Source organism: Nocardia sp. NPDC050175, from assembly GCF_044459885.1.
In the GTDB taxonomy this organism is placed as follows: domain Bacteria; phylum Actinomycetota; class Actinomycetes; order Mycobacteriales; family Mycobacteriaceae; genus Nocardia.
Map to the genome: position 1 here is coordinate 139,743 of NZ_JBITJI010000004.1, position 13,552 is coordinate 153,294.

14 protein-coding genes are annotated in these 13,552 nt (G+C 66.6%); 8 read left to right on the forward strand and 6 right to left on the reverse strand.

Features of this window, described 5'->3' with window-relative positions; all coding sequences use genetic code 11:
* Positions 1 to 176 precede the first annotated feature (176 nt).
* Positions 177 to 386, reverse strand: coding sequence for a hypothetical protein (locus ACIBK2_RS15155; RefSeq protein ID WP_107654883.1), 210 nt, complete (start codon positions 384 to 386; stop codon positions 177 to 179).
* Between the two features lie 354 nt (positions 387 to 740).
* Positions 741 to 1,916 carry a radical SAM family heme chaperone HemW gene (gene hemW / locus ACIBK2_RS15160; RefSeq protein ID WP_396968458.1) on the reverse strand — a complete coding sequence of 392 codons (1,176 nt, stop codon included), beginning with the start codon at positions 1,914 to 1,916 and terminating at the stop codon, positions 741 to 743.
* Between the two features lie 417 nt (positions 1,917 to 2,333).
* Between hemW and ACIBK2_RS15165 the strand changes: the two genes are divergently transcribed.
* The 6 genes from ACIBK2_RS15165 to ACIBK2_RS15190 all read left to right on the forward strand — a co-directional run bounded on the left by ACIBK2_RS15165 (position 2,334) and on the right by ACIBK2_RS15190 (position 8,432).
* Entirely contained in the window at positions 2,334 to 2,426 is a 93-nt protein-coding gene (locus ACIBK2_RS15165; RefSeq protein ID WP_357382870.1) for an Ms4527A family Cys-rich leader peptide, read from the forward strand.
* Between the two features lie 177 nt (positions 2,427 to 2,603).
* The gene (locus ACIBK2_RS15170; RefSeq protein WP_396967528.1) at positions 2,604 to 4,418 is read left to right on the forward strand and encodes a nitrite/sulfite reductase; all 1,815 of its coding nucleotides are present in this window, start codon (positions 2,604 to 2,606) and stop codon (positions 4,416 to 4,418) included.
* 37 nt (positions 4,419 to 4,455) lie between these two features.
* The gene (locus tag ACIBK2_RS15175; RefSeq protein WP_396967530.1) at positions 4,456 to 5,175 is read left to right on the forward strand and encodes a phosphoadenylyl-sulfate reductase; all 720 of its coding nucleotides are present in this window, start codon (positions 4,456 to 4,458) and stop codon (positions 5,173 to 5,175) included.
* Positions 5,172 to 6,134, forward strand: a complete 963-nt coding sequence (gene cysD / locus ACIBK2_RS15180) for a sulfate adenylyltransferase subunit CysD (protein WP_396967532.1) — start codon at positions 5,172 to 5,174, stop codon at positions 6,132 to 6,134. Before ACIBK2_RS15175 ends, cysD begins: the two co-directional genes overlap by 4 nt.
* Positions 6,134 to 7,429, forward strand: a complete 1,296-nt coding sequence (locus ACIBK2_RS15185; RefSeq protein WP_396967534.1) for a sulfate adenylyltransferase subunit 1 — start codon at positions 6,134 to 6,136, stop codon at positions 7,427 to 7,429. The genes cysD and ACIBK2_RS15185 overlap by 1 nt, the downstream gene beginning before the upstream one ends.
* A gap of 259 nt (positions 7,430 to 7,688) precedes the next feature.
* Positions 7,689 to 8,432 carry a sirohydrochlorin chelatase gene (locus tag ACIBK2_RS15190; protein WP_396968460.1) on the forward strand — a complete coding sequence of 248 codons (744 nt, stop codon included), beginning with the start codon at positions 7,689 to 7,691 and terminating at the stop codon, positions 8,430 to 8,432.
* Positions 8,433 to 8,535: 103 nt separating this feature from the next.
* Here the strand turns inward: ACIBK2_RS15190 and ACIBK2_RS15195 are convergent, their stop codons facing one another.
* The 3 genes from ACIBK2_RS15195 to ACIBK2_RS15205 form a co-directional block, all read right to left on the reverse strand.
* Positions 8,536 to 9,159: a TetR/AcrR family transcriptional regulator gene (locus ACIBK2_RS15195; protein ID WP_396967536.1), complete on the reverse strand. Its 624-nt coding sequence runs from the start codon at positions 9,157 to 9,159 to the stop codon at positions 8,536 to 8,538.
* Positions 9,160 to 9,232: 73 nt separating this feature from the next.
* Complete coding sequence (locus ACIBK2_RS15200; protein WP_396967538.1) at positions 9,233 to 9,763, reverse strand: hypothetical protein; 531 nt, start codon at positions 9,761 to 9,763, stop codon at positions 9,233 to 9,235.
* Between the two features lie 50 nt (positions 9,764 to 9,813).
* Complete coding sequence (locus ACIBK2_RS15205) at positions 9,814 to 11,055, reverse strand: cytochrome P450 (RefSeq protein ID WP_396967540.1); 1,242 nt, start codon at positions 11,053 to 11,055, stop codon at positions 9,814 to 9,816.
* 140 nt (positions 11,056 to 11,195) lie between these two features.
* Here ACIBK2_RS15205 and ACIBK2_RS15210 point away from each other — a divergent pair, with 140 nt between their 5' ends.
* Complete coding sequence (locus ACIBK2_RS15210) at positions 11,196 to 12,017, forward strand: hypothetical protein (protein ID WP_396967542.1); 822 nt, start codon at positions 11,196 to 11,198, stop codon at positions 12,015 to 12,017.
* A gap of 27 nt (positions 12,018 to 12,044) precedes the next feature.
* Here the strand turns inward: ACIBK2_RS15210 and ACIBK2_RS15215 are convergent, their stop codons facing one another.
* The gene (locus tag ACIBK2_RS15215; protein ID WP_396967544.1) at positions 12,045 to 12,989 is read right to left on the reverse strand and encodes a helix-turn-helix transcriptional regulator; all 945 of its coding nucleotides are present in this window, start codon (positions 12,987 to 12,989) and stop codon (positions 12,045 to 12,047) included.
* 96 nt (positions 12,990 to 13,085) lie between these two features.
* Here ACIBK2_RS15215 and ACIBK2_RS15220 point away from each other — a divergent pair, with 96 nt between their 5' ends.
* Positions 13,086 to 13,496 (forward strand): VOC family protein, encoded by a 411-nt coding sequence (locus ACIBK2_RS15220; protein WP_396967546.1) that lies wholly within the window; start codon positions 13,086 to 13,088, stop codon positions 13,494 to 13,496.
* Positions 13,497 to 13,552 lie beyond the last annotated feature (56 nt).

Consider the following 13,552-nt stretch of genomic DNA (forward strand, 5'->3'; position numbering starts at 1 on the left):
GCAGTGGAATGATCAGTCAGCGGCTGGAGCGGGTCCGGACCAGCTGACGCGTCCGGACAGCAGACACCGCACGATCTCAATGATCGCGCGGCGCTGGGATTTTCGTGACCCGTTCGCACCCGGCGCTCGCGCACCGCGGACGGGCGGTCTCCCCGCGAATGGCGGGGAGGTTTCTACTAGTCGCAGACCCTGGCTTGCTTGCCGGCGAGTGCGTCCAAGCCGAGCATCGCCAATAGGGACTGGCAATCATCGGCATTTTGTGAATAGCTGGCAACGGTGCGTGCGGCCACCGCGCTCTGTCGCGCAGTTTCGGCCTTTTCATTTGCCCGCGCCTCGGCGAATTCGCCCGGTTCGTGGATGAGGGTGATGTGTCGTGCCGGGGACATGAATCTCCTTGGGGTTGATCGAAGCCTACAAGGCGGGCTCGCTCCGCGACAGCCGAACCAACCCAGCAGTTCGCTGAACAGGGTCGGTCGGGCGGCGCAGACCCGGCAACCGAGCGGCCGGCCCGGCGGGTCGACCGGGGGATAGCTGGGACACTCGCCCCGGTGGTGGGGCGGTTGCGGACGCCCCGGAGGAGCCGAGCCCACTTGACGCCGACGGAAGTTGCGGTGATCGTCTCGCGTCCGGCCGCGGCACCGTGGCGACCCAGCCGGTGTGCGATGAGCGTTGCGTCACATGCGCGCGGGAACGAGTCGCCCGGCACTCCCGCACGACCGATCCCGTCGTAATTTTTCCGGTCAGGGGACGAGGAGCTGGCGTACGACACCGTCGGCCAGGAGTCGGCCGCGGTCGGTGAGGACTAGGTGGTCCGCTGTGCGGGTTGCCAGGCCGTCGGCGATGACTCGGTCGGCGGCGGCCAGGCCGATGGGGTCGAGGTCGGTGAGGGGTAGGCCGGTGCGGAGGCGGACGGCGAGCATGACGCGTTCGGTGTAGCGCTCGTCGGGGGTGAGGGTTTCCCAGCCCGCGGCGGGGAGGCCGCCGTCGGTGACGCGGTCTGCGTAGCGGGCGGGGTGTTTGATGTTCCACCAGCGGACGCCGCCGACGTGGCTGTGCGCGCCGGGCCCGGCGCCGAGCCAGTCGCCGCCATCCCAGTAGCCGAGGTTGTGCCGACAGGCCGCGGCCTCGCTTGCGGCCCAATTGGATACCTCGTACCAGGTCAAGCCTGCGGCGGCGAGGCGCGCGTCGATGCGTTCGTAGCGGGCGGCGAGTACGTCGTCGTCGGGGGCGGGCAGTTCGCCGCGGCGCACGCGGCGGGCCAGTGCGGTGCCGTCCTCGACGATCAGGGAGTAAGCGGAGACGTGGTCGACGCCCGCGTCGAGCACCGCGTCGAGGCTGGCGTCGAGGTCGCCGTCGCGTTCGCCCGGGGTGCCGTAGATCAGGTCGAGGTTCACGTGATCGAACCCTGCGGCGCGGGCTTCCTTCGCAGCCGCGACTGCGCGACCGGGAGTGTGCGTGCGGTCGAGCACTTTCAGCACGTGGGCGGCGGCAGATTGCATGCCAAGCGAGATTCGGGTGAAGCCGGCCGCGCGGAGTCGCTCGAAGAACTCCGGCGAGGTGGATTCCGGATTGGACTCGGTGGTCACCTCGGCGCCGGCGGCGAGAGTGAAGTTCGCGCGCACAGCGTCGAGCACCGCGGCCAGCCCGTCACCGCCGAGCAGCGAGGGTGTACCGCCGCCGACGAAGATCGTCGCGACCTCGGGCGTCGCCGACGGTAGCGCCGCGAACTGCTGTGCCGCCGTGGCCAACTCACCCCGCAGCGCTTCGAGCCAGGACTGCGGCGACGCGGAGGTGCCGAGTTCGCCCGCCGTGTAGGTGTTGAAATCGCAGTATCCGCATCGTGTCGCGCAGAACGGCACGTGCACATAGATCCCGAACGGACCGCCCCCGAAGTCACCGAGCACCGGTCCGGACATCTCGGTGCCGACAGGGATAGTCGCAGGTGAACTCACCCCTCTAGTGTGCAGGTCCCCCTCCACCCACCCGCCCCCGGGCGACCCACCGCCGCGATGGGGCTGGACGAATGATCCCGCAGCCGAGGGCAGGCGCCGCAGCCGAAATCTGCGCTCTCCAACACCGACCAGCTTCGGACAACCCGCTGCCGCGATGTGATCTGGACGAACGATCACCGGGCAGGACCTCGGCGATGGCCGCGCGGCCGAACGTGGCGCGTCTCACTTCGGCTGGATTCGGCCTATCAACCGCCACCCTCGCGGGGTGATCTATGACTGGCGTCACATATCAGGTCAACGGTCCAGGGGATTTCCCGCAAAAGTGCGGAAAATACGGACACCCCGTCGGAAGGCCGCCGCTGAGGTGGCACAATAGGCTCCATGCGCGCATCGGGAGTACGACTTGTGGCACGTCGCCACGTCGACTACAAGCGCGTCTGTAGTGCCTGCTGTCTGACCGAATCCCCTCGGTAGCTCAGCGACGCCCATCCCCGGGTCTTTCCCGGCGATCCCGATATTCGACTTCATCGGTCCGCTGACACCGCAGGTGCGAGTCAGCCCAGCGCCTACCCACCCCGCTGGCTCCGCCAGCTGCCGTCCCCCTTGGCGCCACCAGCACGGATATCAATAACCCCCGCAGGAGCGACCCCTATGACGTCGAGTACCGACGCCGGTGCGACCGACCAGTCCGGCCCCGAATCCCGGCCCGGCCACCACACGCGCCCCGACCGGCCCGCCTCCGAGCGCCGCGTCCGCCCCGACCGCCCGCGCGCCGAAGCCGCAGCGACCGCGCCGCGCGCCCGCAGCACCAAGCCGGTGCGCCGCAAGGCGGAGGGCCAGTGGGCACTCGGCTATCGCGAACCGCTGAACCCGAACGAGCAGTCCAAGAAGGACGACAACCCGCTCAACGTCCGCGCCCGGATCGAGAACATCTACTCGAAGCAGGGTTTCGACAGCATCGACAAGGGCGATCTGCGCGGCCGGTTCCGCTGGTGGGGTCTCTACACCCAGCGCGAGCAGGGCTACGACGGCAGCTGGACCGGCGACGAGAACCTGGACCTGCTCGAGGCCAAGTACTTCATGATGCGCATCCGCTGCGACGCGGGCGCGTTGACCGTCGAGCAGCTGCGCACCCTCGGCCAGATCTCCACCGAGTTCGGCCGCGACACCGCGGACCTCTCCGACCGCGAGAACGTGCAGTACCACTGGATCGAGGTGGAGAACGTTCCGGAGATCTGGAAGCGGATCGAAGCGGTCGGGCTCAAGACCACCGAGGCGTGCGGCGACTGCCCGCGGGTGGTGCTCGGTTCGCCGCTGGCTGGTGAATCGCTGCACGAGATCATCGATCCGACGCCCGCGATCGACGAGATCGTGCGCCGCTACATCGGTAAGAAGGAGTACTCCAACCTGCCGCGCAAGTTCAAGACCGCGATCTCGGGCCAGCAGGACGTGGTGCACGAGATCAACGACATCGCGTTCGTCGGGGTGAACCATCCCGAGCACGGGCCGGGCCTGGACCTGTGGGTCGGCGGCGGGCTTTCGACGAATCCGATGCTGGCGCAACGGGTCGGCGCGTGGGTGCCGCTCGACGAGGTGCCGGATGTGTGGGAAGCCGTGGTGTCGCTCTACCGCGACTACGGCTACCGCCGCCTGCGCACCAAGGCGCGACTGAAGTTCCTGGTCAAGGACTGGGGCATCGAGAAGTTCCGCGAGGTGCTCGAGGAGAAGTACCTGAAGCGCAAGCTGATCGACGGCCCCGCGCCGGAGCAGCCGACCAAGCCGATCGATCACGTCGGCGTGCAGCGGCTGAAGAACGGGCTCAACGCGGTCGGGTTCTCCCCCATCGCGGGCCGGGTGTCGGGCACCATCCTGACCAAGGTCGCCGACGCGGTCGAGCGGATCGGGTCGGACCGGATCCGGTTCACGCCGTACCAGAAGCTGATCGTGCTCGACGTCGCCGACGACAAGGTCGACGCGCTGATCGACGAGCTGGCACCCCTTGGGCTGCAGGCCCGTCCGTCGCTGTGGCGGCGAAACCTGATGGCCTGCTCGGGCATCGAGTTCTGCAAGCTGTCCTTCGCCGAGACGCGCAAGCGGTCGCAGGTGCTGGTGCCCGAACTCGAGGAGCGACTCGCGGATCTCAATGCGCAGCTGGACGTTCCGGTCACCATCAACATCAACGGCTGCCCGAACTCGTGCGCGCGGTCACAGATCGCCGACATCGGGTTCAAGGGCCAGCTGGTCGACGACGGCAGCGGGAATCACGTGGAGGGCTTCCAGGTTCACCTGGGTGGCAGCCTCGGCTTCGACAGCGCCTTCGGGCGAAAGCTGCGTCAGCACAAGGTGACCAGCGACGAGCTCGGTGACTACATCGAGCGGGTGGTGCGCAACTTCACCAAGCACCGCGAGGATGGCGAACGGTTCGCACAGTGGGCCGTTCGTGCCGACGAGGCCGATTTGAAATGAGCCTCGATTGCGCCGGGCACGTGATGGGAGATCAACTGTGACAACCGAACTGGTGGCGAAACTGGCCGAGGACGAGCTCCGGGCCATCGCGGAAAAGGGCGCCGCCGACCTCGGGACGGACGCGTCCGCGCTCGAGCTGCTGCAGTGGACCGAAGAGCATTTCGGGTCCGGATACATCGTCGCCTCGAACATGCAGGACGGCGTGCTGGTTCATCTGGCCGCGCAGGTCCATGCGGGTGTGGACGTGCTGTTCCTGGATACCGGCTATCACTTCGCCGAGACCATGGGCACCCGGGACGCCGTCGAGGCGGTGTACGGGGTGAACGTGATCAACGTTCGACCGGAACACACTGTCGCCGAACAGGATCAGTTGCTCGGCAAGGACTTGTTCGGACGTGATCCGGGCGAGTGCTGCAGGCTGCGCAAGGTTGTTCCGTTGCAGAAGTCGCTGGCCGGATACAACGCGTGGGTCACCGGCATCCGCCGGGTCGAGTCGCCGACGCGGGCCAACGCGCCGCTCATCTCGTTCGACGAGGCGTTCGGGCTGGTGAAGATCAATCCGATCGCGGCCTGGTCCGACGACGAGATGCAGGACTACATCGAACAGCACGGCATCCTCGTCAATCCCCTGGTGGAGGAGGGGTATCCGTCGATCGGCTGCGCGCCGTGCACGCGGAAGCCGGAGCCGGGAGCCGATCCACGAAGCGGGCGTTGGGCCGGCCTCGCCAAGACCGAATGCGGGTTGCACCAGTCATGACGGAGACCATTGTGAGTGAACTTCTGGGCGAGTCCTCGAATACGACCGAGCGTGCTTTCGGCATTACGGATTTCGACACTCTGGCCGCGCTGGAGTCGGAGTCGATCCACATCTTCCGTGAGGTGGCAGGGGAATTCGAGCGGCCGGTGATTCTGTTCTCCGGCGGCAAGGATTCGACTGTGCTGCTGCACCTGGCGCTCAAGGCTTTCTGGCCCGCGCCGCTGCCGTTCTCGCTGCTGCATGTCGATACCGGGCACAATCTGCCTGAGGTACTGGCGTTCCGGGACAAGATCGTCGAGCGGTACGGGCTGCGGCTGCATGTCGCCAAGGTGGAGGACTACCTCGCCGACGGCAGACTCACCGAGCGGCCGGACGGCATTCGTAACCCGCTGCAGACCGTGCCGCTGCTGGACGCGATCAGCGAGCATCGCTTCGACGCGGTGTTCGGTGGCGGCCGCCGTGACGAGGAGCGATCCCGGGCGAAGGAGCGAATCTTCTCGCTGCGCAACGCCTTCGGGCAGTGGGATCCGAAGCGGCAGCGGCCCGAGCTGTGGAACCTGTACAACGGGCGGCATGCGCCGGGCGAGCATGTCCGGGTGTTCCCGCTGAGCAACTGGACCGAGCTGGACATCTGGCGCTACATCGCCCGTGAGGACATCGATCTGGCGAGCATCTACTACGCGCACCAGCGGCCGGTGTACCAGCGTGACGGTATGTGGATGACGCCCGGTGTGTGGGGCGGCCCGCGGGAAGACGAAGCGCTGGAAACGCTTTCGGTGCGGTATCGCACCGTCGGCGATGGATCGTCCACCGGTGCCGTGCTTTCCGATGCGGCCGACAATGCGGCGATTCTCGCCGAGGTGGCCGCGTCTCGATTGACCGAACGTGGCGCTACCCGTGGTGACGACCGGGTGTCGGAGGCCGCGATGGAAGACCGTAAGCGAGAGGGATATTTCTGATGTCCGACCTATTGAGGCTGGCTACCGCCGGTTCTGTCGACGACGGTAAGTCCACTCTGGTCGGGCGTCTGTTGTACGACACGAAATCCGTGCTGGCCGACCAGATCGACGCCGTTACTCGCGCGTCGGTGGACAAAGGTCTTGCCACGCCGGATCTTTCGTTGCTCGTGGATGGGCTGCGTGCGGAGCGGGAGCAGGGCATCACCATCGATGTCGCCTACCGCTATTTCGCTACGCCGCAGCGCTCTTTCGTGCTCGCGGATACGCCGGGGCACGTGCAGTACACGCGGAACACGGTGTCGGGTGCGTCGACCGCGCAGCTGGTGATCCTGCTCGTCGACGCGCGCAAGGGTGTTATCGAGCAGACCCGCAGGCACGCAGCGGTGCTCGCGCTGCTCGGGGTGCCGAAGCTGGTGCTCGCGGTGAACAAGATCGACCTCGTCGACGACGCGGCGACCGTGTTCGCGGAGATCTCCGCCGAATTCAACGGGCTCACCCGGACACTCGGCTGGTCCGACGACGACGTGCTGGAGATTCCGGTCTCCGCGCTGCACGGCGACAACATCGCCACCCGCTCGGACAGCACCCCGTACTACAGCGGCCCCTCGCTGATCGAGCACCTCGAGTCGGTGCCGGTCGACGCCGACAGCACCGGCAATCACACACTGGGACTTCGCTTTCCGGTGCAGTACGTGATCCGGCCGCGCACCGCCGAATACCCCGACTACCGCGGTTACGCCGGCCAGATCGCCGCCGGTGCGGTCGCGCCGGGCGACGAAGTGGTGGTGCTGCCCTCCGGGATTCGCACCACCGTCGAGCGGATCGATACTCCGGACGGTGAACTCGCGGTCGCGCAGACCGGCCGCAGCGTCACGCTGATCCTGGCCGACGACGTCGACATCTCCCGCGGCGACACCATCGCCTCGGTCGCCGACGCCCCCGAGCCCATCGACACCTTCGACGCCACCGTCTGCTGGCTCGGCGACAAGCCGCTGCACCCCGGTGCACGTCTACTCCTCAAGCACGGCACCCGCACCACCCAGGCCATCGTCGGCACCCTCCTCGAACGCTTCGACGAACAGCGCCTGATCGCCGCCCCCAACCCGGACTCCTTGGCCCTCAACGACATCGGCCGCATCTCCCTCCGTGTAGCCGAGCCCCTCGCGGTCGACGACTACCGAGTGAACCGCCACACCGGCAGCTTCCTGCTCATCGATCCGTCCGGTGGCAACACCCTCGCCGCCGGCTTGGTCGGCGACGTGCTGTCGGCCGTAGAAGTCGGCACCGGAGTCTGACATGACGGAACCGTTCGGCATCGCGACGCGGCCCGTCGCCGCGCAGGCGGTGCCGGGCGGGGTGATGGAGTCACAGGTAATCGAGGCCACGCCGGGCAGCGGCGCTGACGCACTGCCGACGGCGGCGGTTTCGGCGCGTGACATCGTGCCAGTGGCCGCGAGCATCGCGGCGCAGCCGGCCGTTCCGGCAGCAGTGCTGCCGCATGCGCCCGCTTTGCTGAACATCGTGGGTGCATCGCTCGGCTTCGAGGTTGCACCGATGCACGGCAGGACTGCGTTGATCGCGGTGGCGCACGGTAGTCGGGATCCGCGGTCAGCGGCGACGGTGGCGGCGGTTGTCGCGGGCCTTGCGGCTGCGCGGCCGGGGGTTGATGTGCGGTTGGCGTTTCTTGATCTCAATGCGCCATCGGTTGAGCAGGTTGTGGATGCTATTGCGGCACAGGGGCATACCCATGCTGTGGTCGTGCCGCTGTTGCTGGGTAACGCGTTCCATGCTCGGGTGGATCTGCCTGGTCTGCTGACTGCCGCTCATGGCAGGCATCCGCAGTTGCACCTGACTCAAGCAGATGTGCTCGGCCCTGATGCTCGACTGATCGCGGCGCTGCGAGATCGCGTGTCGGAAGCGTCCACCTCGATGCGAGAGCCGTTGGGCCGCCTGGGTATCGCCGTTGCCGCCGTCGGCTCCTCCGCCCCCGCCGCCAACGCCCGCACCGCCGACGTGGCCCGCCGCCTTGCCAGACTCACCGGTCACCTCACCGAGATCTGCTTCGCGACCACCGAACCGTCACTACCCCAGGCTATTTCCCGCCTGCGCACCCGCGGGGCCGACGACATCCTCGTCGCACCGTGGTTCCTGGCGCCTGGCCTACTCACCGACCGTCTCGTGACCGCGGCCCCGGGCGTAGTTCACGCCGACGTCATCGGCCCGCACTCGGCGCTCACCGACATCGTCTGGGACCGCTACGACGCCGCGATCTCGAACGCGCTCACACTGTCGGCCTGACCGCACGTAGCTGGACGGGTACCCGTCCTACACGGACACTTTCAAGCCAACACTGCCAGGAACCCGGGCACACAGGGCGAAAAGTGTCCGCAGAGACCGACACTCAGCTCAACAGGTTGTCGACGATGGCGCGAGCCGTCGCCACCCCCCACTCGTCACCCATCTGGTGAGACGTGTGGGCGGCACCGATCACGGCAGCAAGCTCGAAAGCGATCACGTCGGCATTGCGTTCACCGAGGTGGCCTTGCTCCTGGGCACGCCGGATTTCATTGGCCAGGAAGGTGAGAAAGTCGCGATTGTCCGCCGAGATGGCGTCACGGACGGGGCCAGGACGACTGTCGAACTCGGCGATGGTGGCCACCCGGAAGCAGCCGCCGGGAAAGGCGGGCTCGACAACCTGGCCGAACCAGCGATCGATGAGGACGCGCAGACGAGGCATGCCGCTGTCCTCGTCCAGGCTCGGCGTGATGACCTGGTCCAGAAACACATCACGCGCCGCCTTGACCGCGGCCAACTGCAGGCTCTCCTTGCTGCCGAACAAGGTCGCGATGCCACTCTTGCTGAGCCCGAGGTCGGCGGCCAGCCTGCCGATACTCACCCCGGTCAGTCCCTCGACGGACGCCACATCGGCGGCATGGCGGGCAATCGAAGCCCGCGATCGCGCCCCTTTGGCCAAACGCTGGTCAGTGCCTTGCTGCCGGTCAGCAGCGGTAGTGGACTCGGACATCTCCCCATTCTTCCACGAAATCCCGCGAATACGAACGTACGGTCGTACTTGAATGAACAACCGGGGCACGCCCTCATTCCCTGACCCCACCTCCCACAACGGCCCGCCCCCAGGTATTCGAGGAAGTGCCCCGCAGCGCTCGCAGTGACCGCCGACGGGTTACCTCCAACAGCAGCAGGTTCGCGAAGAGCTCCGCTTCATCCTCCCGGCAACTCTGCACATCAGTGCGCCCGAGTACTCGCCCGACAACTGCGGGATCAATGTTCGGCAGCAGCCGGTGGCCCCCGATCGACCCCGCCCCCGCAGCAGCCTTATCGAGCAACATATGGCCGATTTCGTGCGCGATGATCTGATCGGCGTGATATTCGGTAGTTCTGGCGTCGTAGGCGATCACGTCCGAATCGCCGCAGTTCAACCAGACCCCGGACAGTGTTCCGTGGCCAGGCGCTCCGGCTACCGATACAGCCGGCAAGGGCACCAGGTAGATCGGGCGCCCTCGCACATTGCTCAGTGCGTCCAAGAACTGGCCGCGATGCCAAGGGCGAGGAATCAGCGGCAGGACAGAATCCCTGGCCGCGACCACCCGCCGAGCGCTGTCGTCCATCGGCGTTCACCCCCCATCTCGTGCGCTCCCCTGCTTCCTCTAGACGGCCGTCAGGGGCGTAGACGCACTGGTAACGCGGTCAGCCCGCGGATGGCAAAGCTTGTGCGCCACTCGGGTTCGGAGTGCGGCGAAAGTTCCAGATCCGGATACCGCTGCAGCAGGCGAGCCAGTCCGATGCAGCCCTCCATGCGGGCCAGGGGCGCTCCGATGCAGTAGTGGATGCCGTGGCCGAAGGCGAGGTGACCGTTGTCGGATCGGTCTATGTCGATGCTCTCCGGATCGGCGAATCGACGAGGATCGCGGCCTGTTGCCGCCACCGACAAGACGATCAGCTCCCCGGCAGGGATGTCGATGCCGCCGAGGGTGATCGCGGTAGTCGTGTAGCGGAAGGTGGTTTCACTCGTCGGTGACCGATGCCTGAGCACCTCCTCGATGAACGCGGGAATTCGCTCGGGGTCGCTGTGTAGCCGCTGGTGCGAGTCGATGTCGGACAACAGCGTGACCACCGCGTTGCCGATGAGGTTCGCAGCCGTCTCGAAACCGGCGACCAGCAGGACGAGAACCATGCTGCGCAGTTCGCGGGCAGTGAGCCGGTCGCCGTCCGCCTCTGCCACGATGAGCTCGGAGAGCAGGTCAGCGCCCGGTTCGGTAGTCCGCTCGGCGATGAGATGATCGATGTACGCGACGAACTCGGCGGCGGCCGTCATCCGCTCGCGCGGCGCGTGCTCGCCGGACACGATGACCGTCGACCAACGCTGAAATCTCCCACGATCTTCGTCGGGCACTCCGAGAAGCTCACAGATCACCGACATCGACAGCGGCACCGCGTAGCCGTCCAACAGGTCGACGACATCATCGGCGGCGGCCAGCTCCGTCAGTAACGCATCGGCGAGCTCAGCCACGCGCGGTGCCAGCCCGCGCACGGCTCGGGTGCCGAACGCTCCGCTGAGCAAGGTCCTTAGCCGGGTGTGCTCGGGCGGGTCGTAGAAGACCAGCATGTGTTCGAATGGACCGCTTTGGACCTGGTGGCCCGCATTGTTGGCCGCGAGGGCCGACCGCGCGCCGTCCGCGCCGAGGCGCTTGCTGATACCGGGATGCGTGAACGCCTCTTTTACTTCGGCGTAGCCAGTGATCAGCCATCCGGTGCTGCGATCAGGAAACACCATTCGGTTGACCGGTCCCCGCTCCCGCAGCGCGCGGTAGGCGACCTGCGGGTCACGGTAGAAATCGGAGGTCAACACGAACGCCGAGTTCACTGATCCGTCGGCGGCAGAAGCGGTTTCGATCTCCATGTGGTGAAGCTATCAGCGCGGCGGCGACCACTGTCCAGGGAACAACATGCACTGTTAGTGCATGTCTGCGCTCCGTACTATCTTGGCAGCGGGCGGAGCGGACGCAGCAGCCGGCCGCATCAGATGGGGGAATCACAAACATGCTCGACCCCGATATCACCACCTTGGGGCAGGCGCTCACCCGCCTTCGACGGCGCGAGCAAGCCCGCCGACGTCAGGTCGGGATGTTGTTGCCTGCAACGATATTCAGTCGTGAGATGGCGGCCGAGGAAGCACATATCTCCGCCAGCTACCTGACCCAGCTAGAGCGGGACACTGCCGCTGGTCAGGTTGGCGTGGGAATCCTGCGCCAACTGATCGACACCTATCACGCCAGTGAAAACGACTGGCAGTACGTGTGCGACTTGGCAGGCCACCAGGCACCGTATCCAGGCTTGGCGGGAATGAGCCCGACGATGGACATCCCCTCGCTGGAACAGCACCTACAGGCACTGACCCCGATGATGCGCGCCGAGATGGACGAGGCCGCAACCGATCTCGTGTCCTACTACACCAGCCCGCAGCGCAGGTTACTGGCCGCCAACCGTGCGTACTTCGACGTCTTCCCCGACCAGCGACCGGGCCTGTACATGCTCGAGTGGGCCTTCGACAGCCCGGCCGCCCGCGACGTGATGATCACCTGGGAAACCGATGCTCGTCTCGGCGTCGCCTGGCATCGCGGAATCATGGGCCGCTATGGCAAAACCGAGTGGGCCCAGCAATCGCATCGACGACTATGGCAGTACCCCGAATTCCGTGACATGTGGGAGGCCGGGGACGTCACGTATGCGATGGCCAAGGACTATGCGGCGCAGGTGCGCTTCGATGGCCATCCCTACGGCATGACCATGGAGAACTGGCACCTGTACAGCGTCAGCGACGCACCGATCCTCCGGTCCAGAGGACGGCTGTACCCCCTCTGAACGCTACGCCGGTGGAGATTTTCCGGGTCAGGCCTGGTAGCGGTCGATGAGTTCGGTGCCTATTCGGGCTAGTTCGGTGCGGACTTCCGGTGGGTCCAGGACTTCGATGGAGGCGCCCCAGCCGGCCAGTTGCTGGGCAAGCATCCAGGCGGTGGGGGCGGTGACTCGGACTCGGATGCGGCCGTCGTCGATCGGGCCGTCGACGACGCAGTGGCGGCCCTGTTGGTTGCGCAGGATCGGGAGTAGGCGGTCGGCGATGAGGACGGTGGCGGCGGTGGCGGCTCGGCGTTGTTCCAGTTCGTCCACTACCTCGTTCCAGGTGGCGGAGAGGTCGAAATCGGTTGGGCGGTGGGCGGGTTCGGCGGTGACGGTGGCTTCGGTGACGCGGTCGATGCGGAAGGTGCGTTGGCCGTGGTCGGTGCCGGCGATGAGGTACCAGATGGCGTCCTTGTCGATGAGGCCCCATGGATCGACGAGGCGCTCGGTGTGTTCGCCCTTCTTGCTGGCGTAGCGCAGCCGAACCTTGTTGCGCTGCACCACGGCTCGCTGTAGCAGCGCGACGACCGGTGGCAGTTCCCGGTCCGTCTGGCCCCATCGGGCCGGGTCGATCACCACCGCGTCGGCGGCCGCGGCGGCGTCGGTGCGGAAGGGCTGAGGTAGGGCTCGAACCAGTTTGCGCAGCGCCGATTTCACCTCCGGTACCGCGTTGGCCGACGGGCCGGCCAGCAGGAAAAACGCCCGCGCCTCCCCCGCGGTCAAGCCGGTGAGGTCGGTGCGTGCGCCGCCGACCAGCGACCACCCACCGCCGCGACCCGGCTGCGGGTACACCGGGACACCCGCCGTCGACAACGCCTCGAGGTCACGGCGCGCGGTGGCGACCGACGTTTCCAGTTCCTCGGCGACTTCGGCGGCGGTCACCCGTCCGCGCGTCTGCATCATCAGCAGGATCGCCACCAATCTGTCCGCTCGCATGCGCACAATTCTGCCGGAAAAAGTGCTCATTCGGTGAGCACTTTAAGGCGGAGGATGGTTTCTACACGTAAGGCACGAACCGAAAAGGAGATCGACATGCTGCGAGGAATGGCGACGAGCACGTTCTACGCCGACGACCTGGAGGCCGCGAAGGATTGGTACCGCGAGTTCCTCGGCGTCGAGCCCTACTTCACCGTCCCCGGCGGCTACTACGAGTTCCGGATCGGCGACTACCTGGCCGAATTCGGCATCGTCAACCGCGCCTACGCACCGGAGGGCGCCCGCAACACACCCGGCGGCGCCATCGTCAACTGGCACGTCGACGACCTGCGGACCACCTTCGACCGGCTGCTGGAACTCGGTGCCGAGGAGTACGACCCGATCACCGAACGCGGCGAAGGCACCGGCTTCGTGACCGCCGCCGTCATCGACCCCTTCGGCAACATCCTCGGTCTCATGTCGAACCCGCACTACCTCGACGTGCTCGCCAAAACCGGCCCGGCCTAGCCTCGAAAACCAAAGACATGGTGCCGGACGGGACTCGTTCGTCCGGCACCATGCCC